Raw genomic sequence first — 16,155 nt, forward strand, 5'->3', positions numbered from 1 at the left:
GTTAACGCATTCGTCCAGCGCGAGATTTCGCCGTCGCTCGCCGCACGTTCGACCGGCAGATTCGGGCGAATCGAACGTCAAAGCGGGCGCTTGATCCAGCGGCTCAACCTGCCGACGATCCCCTCGCGGAACAGCATCACGCAGATGACGAAGATCGTCCCCTGCACGATCGTCACCCACGCGCCGAGATTGTTGAGATAGGTCTGGATCACGATGATGATCGTCGCGCCGACCACGGGGCCGAAAATCGTTCCCATGCCGCCGACGAGCGTCATCAGCACCACCTCGCCGGACATGGTCCAGTGGACGTCCGTAAGCGTGGCGATCTGCGAAACGATGGCCTTCATGCCGCCCGCCAGCCCGGCAAGCGCCGCTGAAAGCACGAACACCATCAGCTTGTAGCGCTGCGTGCGGTAGCCGAGAGAGATCGCGCGCGGCTCGTTATCGCGGATGGCCTTCAACACCTGCCCGAACGGCGAATGGATGATGCGGTAGATCAGCAGGAAGCCCGCAAAGAAGATCGCGGCGACCACATAATAAAGTGTCGTGTCGTTGCGAAGGTCGATGAAGCCGAGGAAATAGCCGCGCGGCACACCCTGAATGCCGTCCTCGCCGCCCGTGAACGGGGCTTGCACCGAGAAGAAGTAGATCATCTGCGCGAGCGCCAGCGTGACCATGGCGAAGTAGATGCCCTGCCGCCTGATGGCGAGCGAGCCGACGAGCAGACCGAGCACCGCCGCCACGGCCGCCCCTGTCAGGATCGCGAGTTCCGGCGCGAAGGGCGGCAGCCCCACGGGGATGTCGAAGCGCCCGACGCCCGGCAGCCAGAGAGGCAGGGCGGCAAGGCCGCTTTTTGCCGTATGGGCCGCGACATAGGACGCCATGCCGAAGAACATCGCGTGGCCGAAGGAGAGAAGGCCGACGAAGCCGAGCAGCATGTTGAAAGCGCAGGCGAACAGCGCGAAGCACAGCAGTTGCGAGAGCACGAACGGGTAAAGGCCGAGCGCAGGCAGGATCGCCAGCAGCGCCGCCAGCCCCGCGAACAGCGTCGCGTGCAGGAACGAGGGTGACGCCGTGAACGGCCGGATCGCCTGCGAGGCGATGATGCGCGGTTGGTCGAGAGTCATCTAGCGGTCCGATTCCGTAAAATTCGCTGCACTAGGCGGTCCTCCCGAACAGTCCGGCGGGCTTTATCATCAGCACGATGGCCATGATGACGAAGATCGCCACGGAGGCCGCTTCGGGGTAGAAAACCTTCGTCAGCCCCTCAACGATGCCGAGCATGAAGCCCGTCACGATGGCGCCGAGGATCGAGCCCATGCCGCCGATCACGACGACAGCGAACACCACGATGATGAGATCCGCGCCCATGTTGGGATTCACCGAGTAGATCGGCGCGGCGAGCACACCCGCGAGGCCCGCCAGTGCCACGCCGAACCCGTAGGTTAAGGTGACGAGGCGCGGGACGTTCACGCCGAAGGCCGACAGAAGCGTCGGGTTCTCCGTCGCCGCGCGCAAATAGGCGCCGAGCTTCGTCTTCTCGATGATGAGCCACGTAGAGATACAGACGAAGAGCGAGGCCACGATGACCCAGCCGCGATAGATGGGCAGGAACATGAAGCCGAGGTTCTGGCCGCCCCTGAGTTCGTCCGGGATCGTGTAGGGCAGGCCCGACGAACCATACTGGTTCACGAACAGCCCTTGTATGATGATGGCGAGGCCGAAGGTAAGCAGCAGGCCGTAAAGGTGATCGGTGTTCTGATCGGAATCCGGCGCTTTCAGCATGTTCGTTGCGGAGAGGAACGAGGTGAAGAGCAGCGCGCCGATGGCCGCAATGCCGTAGGCGGCCGCCGGGTCGAGCGTGTAACCGGCGAGCGAAACGAGGTCCGGCACCGCGCCGCTAGACAGATGCGAGGCCGCGAGCGCGAAAAAGATCGCGATGAAACTTGCGATGAAGATCAGCGGGCGCAACTTGGAGCGCACGTTCAACTGCGAGATGAGGTTTCGCTCAAGCAGAATGCCGAGGCCGCCCACGATCAGCGGCGCCAGGATCAGCGCTGGCCAGTAGCCGATGGAATAGAGCGGGTTGTTCAGCAACAGATACGCCGCGAACGCGCCCAGCATGTATTGCGCGCCATGGGCGAAATTGATGATGTTGAGAAGGCCGAAGATCACCGCGAGCCCAAGGCTCAACAGTGCATAGAACGAGCCGTTGATCAGCCCAAGGAGAAGCTGCCCGAAAAGCGCCTGAGGCGCGATGCCGAGAAGATCGAAAATCAAGGGGTGTCCTCCGGGCTGTATGACGCCTCAGAATCGATGGAGCGACAGTGCAGGGCCGATGGAGGTCCGCCCTGCACTCTGCGGACTAGTTTGTCTTTACCAGAGGGCAACCGCCGTCCTTGAGGGGGCGAAAGGCTTGTTCAGCCGGTGTCGTCGCAAGGATCTTGTAGTAATCGTAAGGGCCCTTCGACTCCTCCGGCTTCTTCACCTGCACAAGATAGGAGGGGTGGATCTTGCGGCCATCGGCGCGCAATGTGCCCTTGCCGAACACCGGATCGTCCGTCGGCATTTCCTTCATCTTTGCGACGACCTTTGCGGTGTCCTTGTCCTTCAGCTCGGCGACGGCCTTGAGGTAATGCAAAACGCTGGAGTAGACACCCGCGTGGACCATCGTAGGCATCTTGCCGCCCATGCGTTCGCCGAAACGCTTTGACCAGGCGCGCGTCTCGTCGTTGGTATCCCAGTAGAAAGATGTCGTTACGACAAGACCTTGCGCCGTATTCAGGCCGAGGGCATGCACGTCCGAAAGGAAGACAAGGAGGCCTGCCAGATTTTGGCCGGCTTGCGTAATGCCGAACTCCGAGGCCTGCTTGATCGAGTTTATGGTGTCCGAACCGGCATTAGCGAGCCCGATAACCTTGGCTCCAGAGCCCTGAGCCTGAAGCAGGAACGAGGAAAAGTCCTGGGCCGGGAAAGGATGACGAACGGAGCCAAGCACCTTGCCGTTGGCCGCCTTCACCGCGGCGCCTGTATCGCGCTCCAGCGCATGACCGAACGCATAGTCGGCGGTGAGAAAGAACCAGGTATCGCCGCCGGTCTTAACGAGAGAGCTGCCGGTTCCGTTCGCAAGCTGCCAGGTGTCGTAAGTCCAGTGCAATGTATTGGCGTTGCATTTCGGGCCGGTGAGGTCCGACGAAGCAGCGCCCGAAACCATCGCGATCTTGTTCTTCTCGCGCGTGATTTCGCTCACGGCCAAAGCGGTCGTCGACGTGACAAGGTCGGCGACCATGTCTACGCCTTCAGTGTCATACCATTGGCGCGCGATATTCGAAGCGATGTCGCCCTTGTTCTGGTGATCCGCCGAGATCACATCCGCCTTCACGCCTTGCCCGATCTTCTTGAAGTCCTCGATCGCCAGTTCAGCGGCCACAACGGACCCCTGCCCCGCCAGATCGGAATATGTGCCGGACTTGTCCGTCAACACCCCGATCTTGACGCTGATCTCCGCGTTTGCCACGGAACAAGTCGCGAGTAATGCGCTCGCCGCCACCATCAATAATTTGAGTTTCATTTTGAGACACCTCCCAGTTTGCCTCACACAAGGCTTTCTCACACGCCCAAATAGGCGTGAAGCTTGTTCATGTTCGCGTCCAGTTCGGCGTTCGGAATCATGTCCACGACCTTGCCTTGCTCGACCACGAAATGGCGGTCGGCAACGGTCGCGGCGAAGTGAAAATTTTGCTCGACCAGCACGATGTTGAACCGGTCCTTCTTCAGCTCACGGATCGTGCGGCCAATCTGCTGCACGATGACAGGGGCGAGGCCCTCGGTCGGTTCGTCGAGAAGCAGCGTGCGCGCGCCCGTACGGAGAATGCGGGCGATGGCGAGCATCTGCTGTTCGCCGCCCGAAAGTTTGGTTCCCTGGCTTTTCCGCCGCTCGCGCAGGTTCGGAAACATCTCGTAGATGCGTTCGACCGCAAGCCCGCCCGGCTTCACCACGGGAGGCAGCATGAAATTTTCTTCGACCGAGAGACTGGCGAAGATGCCGCGTTCCTCGGGCACATAGCCCATGCCGAGCCGTGCGATGCTGCGCGAAGGCAGGGCGATGGTTTCCGCGCCGTCGAATTCGACGGAACCGCGCCGCTTCGCGAGAAGGCCCATGATCGCGCGCAGCGTCGTCGTCTTGCCCGCGCCATTGCGGCCGAGAAGCGTGACCACCTCGCCCGGACGAAGGTCGAAAGTCATGCCGTGCAGCACGTGGCTTTCGCCATACCACGCTTCGAGGCCGCTCACGGAGAGCACGGGCGCGACCGCCTGCCGGATCGCCCTCGCTTCGGCCAAACCCCGTTCAGGCATGTCCCACCCCGATATAGGCTTCGATGACGCGCTCATCTTTCGACACGGTGGCGTAGTCGCCCTCCGCCAGCACGCGGCCGCGCGCAAGCACGGTAATGACGTCGGACAGGTCGGCCACGACGGAAAGATTGTGCTCCACCATGAGGATGGTTCGGCTTTCGGCCACCTTCGCGATCAGCGCCGCGATACGGCCGACATCCTCATGCGCCATCCCCGCCATCGGCTCGTCGAGGAGCATCAATTCGGGGTCGAGGGCGAGCGTTGTCGCGATTTCGAGCGAGCGCTTGCGTCCGTAGGACAGTTCGCCCGCGAGCGTCGCGGCGAAATCGCCGAGCCCCACCGCCTCAAGCAGGTCGAGCGCGCGGTCGTCGAGGTCGCGCAACGTGGCTTCGGAGCGCCAGAAATCGAAACTGTCGCCGCGTTTTCGTTGCAGTGCGATGCGCACATTTTCGAGCGCAGTAAGGTGTGGAAAAACCGCCGAGATCTGGAAGGATCGCACGAGCCCCTTGCGCGCCACGTCGGCGGGCGGCGTCTTCGTGATGTCCGCGCCCTTGTAGAGGATCGTGCCGCGCGTCGGCGTCAGGAATTTCGTGAGGAGGTTGAAGCAGGTCGTCTTGCCCGCGCCGTTGGGTCCGATGAGGGCATGAATGGTGCCGCGCCGAACCTTGAGATCGACGTCGTTCACGGCGACGAAGCCGCGAAATTCCTTCGTCAGGCCCGCTGTCTGCAAAACGATGTCGTCGGCCATCGTCCCCTCCCTTGCATGCAGGGAAGGTGCATCGGCTATGCGTTTATGTCATCCCCGACGATAGTCGCGGCGGTATGACGCGGGCTCAAGCGGCGCGGCGGGACGCGAGCGGGATCGGCGCCGTTCGTGCGCGCGAACGCTTCAGCCGCTGCGGCGGATCGAGCGCAAGGAGCAACAGCGCATAGGCGGTGCGTTCGCCCGGCCAGCGGCAGAGCGCGGCGCGGCTGGCGAGCGTCGGTCCCTCTCCGGTGGCGATCCACAGCGTATCGCTGGCGGTGCGGGTGCGGGGCGAGGCGAGGCGTTTTGACATGCGGCGCAGAATGGCGCGGTCCACATCGGCGAGGAGATCGAGAACGGGCATGGCGTGAAGCTCGGCCTTTTTCCAGCCGAACCGCGCGGCGCGGCCCGAGACGCGAACAATATCGAGGTCGCGGCCGAGGAACAGGACGAGATCGAAAACTTGCAGAAGGCTTTCGGCGGTCGGGGGAGAAGCGGGCGGTTCGGCGCGGAGGGGCGGTTCGATCGTCGGCTCTGCGGGGCGTCTCTTTTCGGCGCACAATCGCTTCATCTTGCGCCCGAGCGCAGTGAAAGCGGTCATCTCGGCTTCGGTAAGCGAAGGCGCGGGCGGCGGCGCGCCGGTCTTCGCGAGGCTTTTCTTGCGCCCCGCCCGCCTTCTTGAGGGCTTCGGCGTGGTGAGAGCCACCGGCGGGCAGAAATTCTCGTCCGTCTCGGCGACGATGAGGCCCTTCTGGCCATCGGCAAGATGAAGAACTTCAGCGAAGCAGTCGAGCGGCGGCCTGACGCCGAGCTTGAGGGTGATGCTGCCCGCTGCGTCGCCCTCGGTCAGTCGCGTGAGCTGGCGAACGAAGCGCTTGGGAAGCGCCTCGGTGAAATCCTCGGCGCGAAGTTCGAACGACGCCCGCGCGGCCGGGTTCATCCAGGCGACCGTATTCCGCGCGCCATTCCATATGAAGGCCGCTCGGGGAGAAAAGAGGAGGTCCGGCAGGGAAGGTCGACCGGTTCTTGTTGTATGCGGGCTTTTTGCCAAGGCGCGAGTTTCCTGCCGAGTTGTGCTGAAGCAGTACAACCAGACTCGGGATACGCAACATGGAACGTGTTCGCCGCAAAAAGCAAGCGCGCGGAAGACCATTCTGGCCGGCTTTCGAGGCGAACTGCCGCATTGAAACCAGGGAAGAGGCGAAAAATGGTGCGGTGCACAAAATCTGCATTGCAACGCACCAAATCTCCATCTATATAAGACACAGCGAAGATGACTCGCTGCCCGAAGCCCCGGACCCGAGCCTTCCGCCAGGAGAACCGCCATGAACCAGCCCCTCGATTTTGAAATTCCTTCTTCCGTCCGCGAGATTGCTTCCAAGAGCGTCGACCAGGCCCGCGAAGCCTATAACCGCTTCATCGAAGCCGCCCGCCAGGCGAACGATGTCGTGTTGAAGTCTTCGGACGTGTTCGCCACCGGCGCGCGCGAACTCAACGAGAAGGCTGTCAAGTATACGGAATCCAATCTTCAGGCGCAGTTCGAGCTGGCGCAGCGTCTCTTGCAGGCAAAAGACCTGAAGGAAGCGATCGAAATTCAGAATCAGTTTGCCCGCCAGCAAATGGAAGCTTATGCGCAGCAGGCTCAGGAATTGACGCGTCTCGTCGCGCAGTCGGCGCAGAAGGTCAACCCGACCAACCAGTACTAGACTATCCGAGCGATGCGGACACGGTTCCGCTTCGGGAACGCGACAAGCCGTTGTGGAGGCTCCCCGTGAAATAGGGGGGTCTCCAGTCGGTGACGATTTGCGCGTTCGGCCCGATTTCACCTGCGACGAAATTCTGGTGTCGAGACTTCTCCATGCGCACGGAGGATTTCTTCGGCAAAACTTCCCTGCGCGACAAGGGCCGCCCTTTCCCCGCCGCAATTTTTTCCATCGCTGCCGTGGTTTGAGGCGGCGCATCTTTCGCAGCGAAAACCCAAAATGACGCCTTGAATTCCGCGAAGAAACGCTGTTTATTGCTCTCTCCTTCGCCGCTGTAGCTCAGTTGGTTAGAGCACCAGATTGTGGATCTGGGGGTCGCCCGTTCGAGCCGGGCCAGCGGTACCATTCAAATCAAGGGGCCAGAGCGGCCTGAGCTTGCAAGCAACTCACCCTCTGGTCGGAACGAAACTCCCGCGTGCCGCTGGTCCGCTTGCCTTCGCCTCGAATTGATCCCGCCGCCGTGAACCAGCCGGGTTGGTCGAAGGAAAAACCGAAGCGCGGGTTGTGATAGCGCTTCAAGTCGTCGGATTGCGCCGCCCGCCGCCAAAACTCCGCCGCAGACCCGGCCAGAATCGTGCACCTGTTCATGCCGGACGCATCACCGCCCTCCGGCGTTGTCGTCACGATTGATGATGGTCACGGCGTGTTCGGCACACGACATGAACGCGCTCAGATATGAATGACCCGCCCATAGGCGTCGAACACGCTTTCGAGCATCGTCTCGGACAGCGTCGGGTGCGGGAACACCGTCTCCATCAGTTCCGCCTCGGTCGTCTCCAGCGTCTTCGCCACGCCAAAGCCCTGAATGAGTTCCGTCACCTCCGCGCCCACCATATGCGCGCCGAGAAGCTCGCCCGTCTTCGCGTCGAAGATCGTCTTGACCAGCCCCTCCGGTTCGCCGAGCGCGATGGCCTTGCCGTTGCCCTGATAGGGGAAACGGCCCACCTTGACCTCGCGGCCGTCCTTCTTCGCCATCGCCTCGGTGATGCCGATGCTCGCCACCTGCGGATGCGAATAGGTGCAACCCGGAATGTTGCGCACGTTCAGCGGATGCGGATCGCGGCCCGCGATCTTCTCGACGCAGATGATGCCTTCATGGCTCGCCTTGTGGGCAAGCCATGGCGGACCGGCCACGTCGCCGATGGCGTAGACGCCGGGCACGGTGGTGCGGCAGAACTCGTCCACCACGATGTGCGTGCGGTCCGTCTTGATGCCCAGTTCTTCCAGGCCGATGTTCTCGACATTGCCCACAATGCCCGCCGCCACGATCACGCGGTCGAACTCAGCCGCTTGCGTCTTGCCGTCCTTCAGCGCGAGCGTGGCCTTCACGCTGTCCTTGCCCTTTTCGAGCTTGTCGACCTTCGCGCCCGTGTGGATCGTCATGCCCTGCTTTTCGAAGCTCTTGCGGGCGAGGGCTGAAATTTCGTCGTCCTCGAAGGGCAGGATCTTGTCGACGATCTCGACGACCGTCACCTTCACGCCGAGCGCGTTGTAAAAGCTCGCGAATTCGATGCCGATGGCGCCGGAGCCGACGACGAGCAGCGATTTCGGCAGCGCGTCGGGCACCATCGCTTCCTTGTAGGTCCACACGAGCTTGCCGTCCGGCTCTAGCCCCGGCAGCACGCGAGCGCGCGCGCCTGTCGCGATAATGATGTGCTTCGCCTCGACTTCGGCGAGCGGCTTGCCGTCCTTGCCCGCCACCGCGACGACGCCGCGCGATTTCATCCGCGCCGTGCCGTCGATCACCGTAACCTTGTGCTTCTTCAGGAGATACGCCACGCCGGACGCCAGCTTGTTCGCGACTTGCCGCGACCGCGCGACGATCCTGCCGAGGTCGAAGCTGATCCCCTCGGCCTTGATGCCGAATTCCGCGCCGTGCTGCGCGAGCCGCAGCACCTCCGCCGTCCGCAACAGCGCCTTGGTCGGAATGCAGCCCCAGTTGAGGCAAATGCCGCCGAGGTGTTCGCGCTCGATCACCACCGTCTTGAGCCCAAGCTGCGCCGCGCGGATCGCCGCCACATAGCCGCCCGGCCCGCCGCCGATCACCGCGACATCGAATGCTTCCGCCATCTGTCCCCCGAAACCGGTCCCGTTGAGCGTTGCCGGTATGCCGATCTACGCCAGCATCGTCACCGGCTCCTCGATATAGCCCTTGAACGCCTGAAGCAGCCTTGCGCCGAGCGCGCCGTCCACAACGCGGTGATCGCACGAGAGCGTGCAGCCCATGGTCGTCGCGACGACGATCTGGCCACCCTTCACCACCGCGCGCTTCTCGCCGCGCCCGACCGCGAGGATGGTCGCGTGCGGCGGGTTGATGACCGCGTCGAAATTGTCCACGCCGAACATCCCGAGGTTCGACACCGCCGTCGTCCCGCCCTGATATTCGTGCGGCGCGAGGCGGCGCTTTCTCGCGCGCTCGGCCAGATCCTTCACCTCATTCGAGATGTCGGCGAGCGACTTCTGCTCGACGCCGCGGATCACGGGCGTGAACAGCCCGCCTTCCACCGCGACCGCCACGCCGACATCGCTCGCCTTATGCAGGAGGATGCCGCGCTCGGTGAAGGTCGCGTTCGCGTCCGGCACGCGCTGAAGCGCGAGGCCGAGCGCCTTGACGATGAAGTCATTGACCGAAACCTTGAACGCGCCGGGCTGGCCGTCCTTCGGAGAGCGCATGTTGATGCGCTGGCGCGCTTCGAGCAGCGTGTCGATCTCGCATTCGACGAACAGGCGGAAATGCGGGATCGTCTGCGTTGCCTGCGTGAGGCGCGCGGCGATGGTCTTGCGCATGTTGTCGAGCGGGCGAAGCTCGTAGGTGCCCCTCTCGTACATGGCGATGATCTGGTCGTCCGGGATCGCGGCTGCGAGGCGAGACGGCACCAGCGCGCCGCCGTTCTGTGCGGGCGCGGCGGCTGCGGCGGGCGTCGCGGTGCCGGACGCTTTCGCCTCTTCGATGTCGTGCTTCACGATGCGGCCATGCGGGCCGGTGCCCTTCACGGCGCCGAGGTCTATGCCTGCGTCCTTCGCGATGCGGCGCGCGAGCGGCGAGGCGAAGACGCGGCTCCCATTCGCGCCATTATGGCCGTTGACTTGCGAGGCGGCGGGCGCGCCATTCGCCTTCTCGACTTTCACCGGTTCGGCCTCCTGCCCGGCCTTCGCGGGCGCGGGCTGCGGCGGCTCCGCGCCGTAGCTCTTCAACGCGGCGGCGTCCTCGCCTTCGCCGAGCAACAGCGCAATCGGCGTGTTTACCGCCACGCCCTCGGTGCCTTCGGCCACCATAATCTTGCCGATGGTGCCTTCGTCCACCGCCTCGACTTCCATCGTGGCCTTGTCGGTCTCGATTTCGGCGATGGCATCGCCCGAAGCAACCTTGTCGCCCTCTTTCTTAAGCCATTTCGCGAGCTTGCCCTGCTCCATGGTGGGCGAAAGGGCGGGCATCAGGATCGGTGTCGGCATGGCATTATCCCTGAAGCGCGGGGCGGCGGATCTGCCCGCGAAGAACAAGTTCACAAACCTAAGAAGCAGCATCGCCCGCGTCGATCACGATTTGGGCCGCGCGGCGTCCCATCGGCTGGGTCGCCTCGCCGCGCGCGAGCTTCGCGTCCGCGATAGCTTCGATCTCGTCGTCGATGTCCTCGATGAGGGTCTTGCGGTCGACCGGTCGGTCGGCGGGCATGCGGTAGCGCGTGTTGAGATAGGCGTCCGTCACGATCACGAAATAGTCCGTGCCCGAGGCTTCGAAATCCGCCGCGTGGCCGTCGCCATATCGTGACCATGGGGAGCGCTTCTGCATCGCGGTGTCAGCCCTTGTAGCAGACGGCCTTCACGGCCTCGACGACGCGGTCGGCATTCGGCAGCGCGAGCTTTTCGAGGTTCGCCGCGTAGGGCATCGGCACGTCTTCGCCGGAAACCTTCGTCGGCGGCGCGTCGAGGTAATCGAACGCCTTCGCCACCACCTGCGCCACGATCTCGGAGCCGACGGAGCACACGGGCCACGCCTCTTCCACCGTCACGATCCGGTTCGTCTTGCGGACGGAGGCGAGCACGGTGTCGATGTCGAGCGGGCGAAGCGTGCGAAGGTCGATCACTTCGGCGTCGATGCCCTCGGCCTCAAGCTGCTTTGCCGCGTCGAGCGCGTAGACCATGCCGCGCGACCACGAAACGATGGTGACATCCTTGCCCGGCCGCGCGATCTTCGCCTTGCCGATGGGTACGAGCCAGTCGTCGCCCTTCGGCACGGGGCCAGCTATGCCGTAAAGGATCTCGTTTTCGAGGAACACCACCGGGTTCGGATCGCGGATCGCGGCCTTGAGCAGGCCCTTCGCGTCGGCGGCGGTTGACGGCGCGATGACCTTCAGCCCCGGCACATGCGCGTACCACGCGGAATATTCCTGGCTGTGCTGCGCGCCGACGCGCGCGGCCGCGCCGTTCGGTCCACGGAACACGATAGGGCAATCGATCTGTCCGCCGGACATGTAATGCGTCTTGGCCGCCGAATTGATGATGTGGTCGATGGCCTGCATCGCGAAGTTGAACGTCATGAACTCGACGATGGGGCGCAGGCCCGCGAAGGCCGCGCCGACGCCAAGCCCCGCGAAACCCGCTTCCGTGATCGGCGTGTCGACCACGCGGCGCGCGCCGAATTCGTCGAGCAGCCCCTGCGTGATCTTGTACGCGCCCTGATATTCGGCGACTTCCTCGCCCATGACGAACACGTCGTCGTCGCGGCGCATTTCCTCGGCCATGGCGTCGCGCAGCGCCTCGCGCATGGTGATCTGCACGAGTTCCGTGCCTTCGGGGATTTCCGACGCGGCGTCCCAGGCAGCGGGCGCGGCATCCTCGCGGGCGTCCTTTACACGCACGTCGACGGAAGCGCGCGCGGCTTCCCCGCCGCCGGTCGCGGCGTCCGCCGGGGCATGTGCCCCGTTCGTCTTGCCTGCGCGGTTGAGCGATGCGCCTGCTTCCTCGCCGTCCGCCACGATGATCGCGATGGGCGTGTTGACCCTTACGCCCTCGGTGCCGGCGGGAATGAGGATCTTGCCGATCTTGCCCTCATCCACTGCCTCCACTTCCATCGTGGCCTTGTCGGTCTCGATTTCCGCGATTACGTCGCCGGAGCGCACCTCGTCGCCCTCGGCCTTCACCCATTTCGCGAGTTTGCCTTCCTCCATCGTGGGAGAAAGAGCGGGCATCAAAACTTGTGTCGCCATCGTTCTACCGCCGCGTCTTTGCCATGAAGGAAAGGGAAGCCGCGAACCCTGCGGTCGCGCCTTTACACAACATCGTCATGTGTCTTTCGCCGTTCTGAAATTGTGCTCATCGCTCGGATTTTCCTAAGCTATCTCACAACGTTGGTATAAAGCTCGGTCACGTCCGGCTCGGGATCGGTCTGCGCGAAATCGGCGGCCTCGTTCACGATGGCACGGATTTCCTTGTCGACAGCCTTGAGGTCGTCTTCCGTCGCGCGGCGGGACGCAATGAGACGCTGACGCACCATCTCGATGGGGTCGTGCTCGTGACGCATCTTGTCGACCTCCTCTTTCGAGCGATATTTCGCCGGGTCGGACATCGAGTGGCCGCGATAGCGGTAGGTGAGCATTTCCAGGATGTACGGCCCCTTGCCGGACCGCGCCCATGCGACGGCCTCCTCGCCCGCTTCCTTCACGGCGCGCACGTCCATGCCGTCGACCTGCCGGCCGGGGATGTTGAAGCTCGCGCCGCGTTGCGACAGATTCGTGAGCGCGGACGCGCGGTTGATGCTTGTGCCCATGCCGTACTTGTTGTTCTCGACGACATAGACGACAGGCAGCTTCCACAGCTCCGCCATGTTGAAGGCTTCGTAGACCTGACCCTGATTGGCCGCGCCGTCGCCATAGTAAGTGAGCGAGACATTGCCGTTGCCGCGATACTTGTTCGCGAAGGCTAGCCCCGTTCCGAGCGGCACCTGCGCGCCGACGATACCGTGCCCGCCGTAGAAATTCTTTTCCACAGAAAACATGTGCATCGAGCCGCCCTTGCCGCGCGAGTAGCCGCCGCGCCGCCCGGTCAGCTCCGCCATCACGCCTTTCGGGTCCATGCCGCAGACGAGCATATGGCCGTGATCGCGATAGGCGGTGATGACCTGATCGCCTTCGCGGACGGTCATCTGCATGCCGACGACGACCGCTTCCTGCCCGATGTAGAGGTGGCAGAAGCCGCCGATCTGGCCCATGCCGTAGAGCTGGCCCGCCTTTTCCTCGAAGCGGCGGATGAGAAGCATCTCGCGGTAGGCGTGCAACTCCTCGTCGCGAGACAATTCCGGCGGATGGCCTTTTGGCGAGGTTCCGTTTCGAAGATCGTCGAGCATGATGCGCCTCGTCTTTGGGGGGAGAATGCGCGGTTCTGCCGGGTGCGCTGATTCGTCCCGCAGTCATCTTTTTAGATACGGGTTTTGCGAGGCGCGCGCCACCCGGTTATCTCGCACAAGCGAAGGTTATCGAGCGGCTTTTCCCCCGCTTACGATCACGATATCGGCAGGCCGCGCAAGATCGAGAAGAGTGCGGGCCTGCTCGTCGAGAAGATCGGAGTGCGTGGACGCCTTGGGGCCGAGCAGGTCGGCGTCCCGTTCGAGCCTCGCGCGCTCCCGTTTCAGCGCGGTGAGATCCCGGTTCAGATCAACAATCTTGGCGCGCAGAAGCTCGTTCGCGATCAGGCCATGCGGGCCGCGAACGGCCTCCGACGCCACATAGGCGATCGCCGACAGACAAAGGACCAGCAGGCCGAGCTGCCGCAAAAGACGCCCGTTTCGCCGCTGTGTCATGCTCCCTCCATCTTCCCGGCACTAATTATGATCGAGGGCGAATACAAAACCGTTAACGCTGCTTTCGGCGGCAGATTGCCGGTGCGTCGCCCGGCCGCAGCAGGGATGCCTAATCTTTGTTAAAATAGAAGCGGTTAGTCCACAAAGTTAGGGGAAACTTAACGCGCAAACTTTAATCGAATAATATGGGCGCTCCGCCCTCGGCGAGCCCTTCCGTAGGGAGAAATGGACATGTCTGACAGCACTTCGCGGAAATTGGCATTCCTTATTGCCGGTCTTCTGGTGTTGGGAATCTGGATCAAGGCACAGGATCAGAAGAAAGTGCACGTCGCCGCCGCGCCATCGGCAGCAACAACAATTAACGTTCCCGCCACACAGCCGCAGCTCGCCCCCGGCGTCAAGGCAGTGGCCGTGCCTGCCGAAAAATGCGCCCTCACGCTGACGAACGGCGGCACCTTCGCGCTTGCGACCCCGACCGCCTGCAACGGCGTCACGATTGCGTCGATAAAGCTCGGCGTCTCCGAAAAGCCCTGCTCCGAAAGCAAGGTGTCGGACTTCCAGAGCGTGACCAGCAGCACCTACTACAAAGGTGAATTCGGCTTCTATCTCGGGAAAAGAAACCCGCGCCGCTGCCTCGTCGTGCAGGAAATTATGGGCGCGATCTGAGCGGAAGCTCTCAACAAGCGACAGCCCGCGCGCACGAAATGTCGGCGGCTACGCTCGCGTTGTTTCGCCGGCGCGCGCTCGTCGCGAAAGCGCGGACGAGTGCTCTGATGGTTGGCGAACGTGCCAAAGCGCCCTCGTCGCGTTTCATGGAACGCGACGGAGCGGCTTTCCAGGCACAAGCCTTATGCGACCGGGATTCAGAACGCTCGACGACTCAAATTTGATGCAGGGGCGGGGGGGAAGGCGATCAGGTCTGAGCAGCTGTGCGTCGATCGAATGGGATGACCTTGCAGTCGGTGGGCCGAATCAGAGGAACGATGCCCTTCGCCATGTTGGCGCGATCCGCTCCCTCGACATGCCAGACGACTTCCGAGTTGAATCGATAGGCGTAGGCTTCGCCGTCGCTCATCGGAACGCGATGGATCCCGTGCTTCGAGCGGGCCATCCGAATCGCGGCCTCAAGCGCCTTCATCTGATCTTCATTCAGGAAATCCGTGAACACGGCTTCCGCCTCCTTGTATGACGGAGCAACCCTTAAATCCCTTTAATGGTTTTGGTCATAACCTGCCTACCAGTTCCATACAAGGATCGTCGTTGATAATTGCCACGAGACCCAACTTGGCGACTGTTGTGCACAGTCTCGTCGGGGTTTGCGAACAATTGTAACTTTCTTTCGCCCCACCACAATTTCGCCCGAATGCGACGGATTTTCGATGCGTTAACGAATGTTAACGTGTCAATCCATCAATCGACAGAGAGAGCCCATCCCGATGAAGCGTTTTGTCCTGCCCATTCTCCTCGCCGCCCTGCCGCTCGCAGCCGCCGACGCAGGTGAAGAAGCGCTTATCGGTCAGGCCCTCCATAGCGCGGTCGCTGGAAAAACCGTCTATATCAGCACGCCTATGGGTGAAGTGCCGATCCGCTATGCCGCAAACGGTCAGGTGAGCGGGCGAACCGAACTAGCCTTGCTCGACGGCGAGACCACGACGAAGGATAGCGGTCGCTGGTGGGTCGCGGAGAGCAAGCTCTGCGTTCGCTGGAACCGCTGGATGTCGGGCGAGACGCATTGCTTCACCATGAAGCGCCTCTCCCCGACCGAGGTCCAGTGGCGCCGAGACGACGGCAAAAGCGGGCGCGCGAGGCTCGGATAATCGAACGCGAGACCCTCAATGGACCCTTAAGCCGCAAACGGCGCCGGGGTCTCTTTTCGGATCGTGTCTACGCGGCGCGGCGCTCGTGCCTGCCCTCGCCCACCTCTTCGATGATCTTGGCCGAGAACGCATCGAGGTCTGACGGCTGGCGGCTCGTGATCACTCCGTTGTCCGTCACAACGGCCTCGTCCACGAACTCCGCGCCCGCATTGGCCAGATCGGTGCGGATCGTCTTGTATCCTGTCGCGCGCTTGCCTTTGACGATGCCTGTCTCGATCAGGAGCCACGGCGCGTGGCAGATTGCTGCCACCGTCTTGCCTTCCGTGTAAAAGTCCTTGATGAAGGAAAGTGCCTGCGGATTGCCGCGCAGAAGATCGGGATTGATCTGCCCGCCCGGCAGCACGATCGCGTCGTATTCGCTGGCGTGGGCTTCGGCGAGCGCACGGTCCACCTTCACCGGGTTGCCCCAATCCTTTTCGATCCAGCCCCTTATTTCGCCCGTCTCCGGCGAGACCACTTCCACGGTCGCCCCCGCCTCACGAAGCTTCCTCTGCGGGACTTCCAGTTCGGATTGCTCGAAACCGTTCGTCGCGAGGATGGCAATCTTCTTGCCCTGAATGTTGTCGGCCATCTTGTCCTCCTTGGTTCGCGGCGCGGGAGGTTGATCCATGCGCGTGC

Annotated in this window: 17 protein-coding genes and 1 tRNA gene; 4 read left to right on the forward strand and 14 right to left on the reverse strand. The window is 62.8% G+C overall.

Going from position 1 to position 16,155, the window contains the following annotated elements; genetic code table 11:
• Window positions 1-77 precede the first annotated feature (77 nt).
• The 6 genes from KKP04_RS09490 to KKP04_RS09515 all read right to left on the reverse strand — a co-directional run bounded on the left by KKP04_RS09490 (window position 78) and on the right by KKP04_RS09515 (window position 6,041).
• A complete protein-coding gene (locus tag KKP04_RS09490) occupies window positions 78-1,127 on the reverse strand; it encodes a branched-chain amino acid ABC transporter permease (protein WP_215029968.1) in 1,050 nt (349 codons plus the stop codon).
• Window positions 1,128-1,158: 31 nt separating this feature from the next.
• Window positions 1,159-2,277, reverse strand: coding sequence for a branched-chain amino acid ABC transporter permease (locus KKP04_RS09495; protein ID WP_371818759.1), 1,119 nt, complete (start codon window positions 2,275-2,277; stop codon window positions 1,159-1,161).
• 88 nt (window positions 2,278-2,365) lie between these two features.
• Window positions 2,366-3,571, reverse strand: a complete 1,206-nt coding sequence (locus KKP04_RS09500; protein WP_215029974.1) for an ABC transporter substrate-binding protein — start codon at window positions 3,569-3,571, stop codon at window positions 2,366-2,368.
• A gap of 38 nt (window positions 3,572-3,609) precedes the next feature.
• On the reverse strand, window positions 3,610-4,356 hold the full coding sequence (locus tag KKP04_RS09505) for an ABC transporter ATP-binding protein (protein WP_215029977.1): 747 nt from the start codon (window positions 4,354-4,356) through the stop codon (window positions 3,610-3,612).
• Window positions 4,349-5,104 carry an ABC transporter ATP-binding protein gene (locus KKP04_RS09510; RefSeq protein ID WP_215029980.1) on the reverse strand — a complete coding sequence of 252 codons (756 nt, stop codon included), beginning with the start codon at window positions 5,102-5,104 and terminating at the stop codon, window positions 4,349-4,351. Before KKP04_RS09510 ends, KKP04_RS09505 begins: the two co-directional genes overlap by 8 nt.
• Before the next feature lie 85 nt (window positions 5,105-5,189).
• Window positions 5,190-6,041, reverse strand: a complete 852-nt coding sequence (locus tag KKP04_RS09515; RefSeq protein WP_215029982.1) for a hypothetical protein — start codon at window positions 6,039-6,041, stop codon at window positions 5,190-5,192.
• Window positions 6,042-6,426: 385 nt separating this feature from the next.
• Between KKP04_RS09515 and KKP04_RS09520 the strand changes: the two genes are divergently transcribed.
• Together KKP04_RS09520 and KKP04_RS09525 are read left to right on the forward strand one after the other, a co-directional pair.
• A complete protein-coding gene (locus tag KKP04_RS09520) occupies window positions 6,427-6,807 on the forward strand; it encodes a phasin family protein (protein ID WP_215029984.1) in 381 nt (126 codons plus the stop codon).
• Window positions 6,808-7,132: 325 nt separating this feature from the next.
• Window positions 7,133-7,209, forward strand: a tRNA-His gene (locus KKP04_RS09525).
• Between the two features lie 324 nt (window positions 7,210-7,533).
• Here the strand turns inward: KKP04_RS09525 and lpdA are convergent.
• From lpdA to KKP04_RS09555, 6 genes are all read right to left on the reverse strand, one after another.
• Window positions 7,534-8,934 (reverse strand): dihydrolipoyl dehydrogenase, encoded by a 1,401-nt coding sequence (lpdA, locus tag KKP04_RS09530; RefSeq protein ID WP_215029986.1) that lies wholly within the window; start codon window positions 8,932-8,934, stop codon window positions 7,534-7,536.
• 45 nt (window positions 8,935-8,979) lie between these two features.
• Entirely contained in the window at window positions 8,980-10,317 is a 1,338-nt protein-coding gene (locus KKP04_RS09535; RefSeq protein ID WP_215029994.1) for a pyruvate dehydrogenase complex dihydrolipoamide acetyltransferase, read from the reverse strand.
• Between the two features lie 58 nt (window positions 10,318-10,375).
• Window positions 10,376-10,654 (reverse strand): hypothetical protein, encoded by a 279-nt coding sequence (locus KKP04_RS09540; protein WP_215029996.1) that lies wholly within the window; start codon window positions 10,652-10,654, stop codon window positions 10,376-10,378.
• A 7-nt stretch (window positions 10,655-10,661) separates the two neighbouring features.
• On the reverse strand, window positions 10,662-12,071 hold the full coding sequence (locus tag KKP04_RS09545; RefSeq protein ID WP_215029998.1) for a pyruvate dehydrogenase complex E1 component subunit beta: 1,410 nt from the start codon (window positions 12,069-12,071) through the stop codon (window positions 10,662-10,664).
• Window positions 12,072-12,199: 128 nt separating this feature from the next.
• Window positions 12,200-13,207, reverse strand: a complete 1,008-nt coding sequence (gene pdhA, locus KKP04_RS09550) for a pyruvate dehydrogenase (acetyl-transferring) E1 component subunit alpha (RefSeq protein WP_215030000.1) — start codon at window positions 13,205-13,207, stop codon at window positions 12,200-12,202.
• A 126-nt stretch (window positions 13,208-13,333) separates the two neighbouring features.
• On the reverse strand, window positions 13,334-13,660 hold the full coding sequence (locus KKP04_RS09555; RefSeq protein WP_215030002.1) for a septum formation initiator family protein: 327 nt from the start codon (window positions 13,658-13,660) through the stop codon (window positions 13,334-13,336).
• Between the two features lie 231 nt (window positions 13,661-13,891).
• On the opposite strand from KKP04_RS09555, the gene KKP04_RS09560 reads away from it, so the two are divergent.
• A complete protein-coding gene (locus tag KKP04_RS09560; protein WP_215030004.1) occupies window positions 13,892-14,326 on the forward strand; it encodes a hypothetical protein in 435 nt (144 codons plus the stop codon).
• 247 nt (window positions 14,327-14,573) lie between these two features.
• On the opposite strand, the gene KKP04_RS09565 is transcribed toward KKP04_RS09560, so the two are convergent.
• Entirely contained in the window at window positions 14,574-14,828 is a 255-nt protein-coding gene (locus tag KKP04_RS09565; protein WP_215030006.1) for a hypothetical protein, read from the reverse strand.
• Window positions 14,829-15,096: 268 nt separating this feature from the next.
• On the opposite strand from KKP04_RS09565, the gene KKP04_RS09570 reads away from it, so the two are divergent.
• Entirely contained in the window at window positions 15,097-15,477 is a 381-nt protein-coding gene (locus KKP04_RS09570; protein ID WP_215030009.1) for a hypothetical protein, read from the forward strand.
• Between the two features lie 67 nt (window positions 15,478-15,544).
• On the opposite strand, the gene KKP04_RS09575 is transcribed toward KKP04_RS09570, so the two are convergent.
• Complete coding sequence (locus KKP04_RS09575; protein WP_215030012.1) at window positions 15,545-16,108, reverse strand: type 1 glutamine amidotransferase domain-containing protein; 564 nt, start codon at window positions 16,106-16,108, stop codon at window positions 15,545-15,547.
• Between the last annotated feature and the right edge of the window lie 47 nt (window positions 16,109-16,155).

The organism is Rhodomicrobium sp. Az07 (assembly GCF_018619475.1).
GTDB lineage: Bacteria > Pseudomonadota > Alphaproteobacteria > Rhizobiales > Rhodomicrobiaceae > Rhodomicrobium.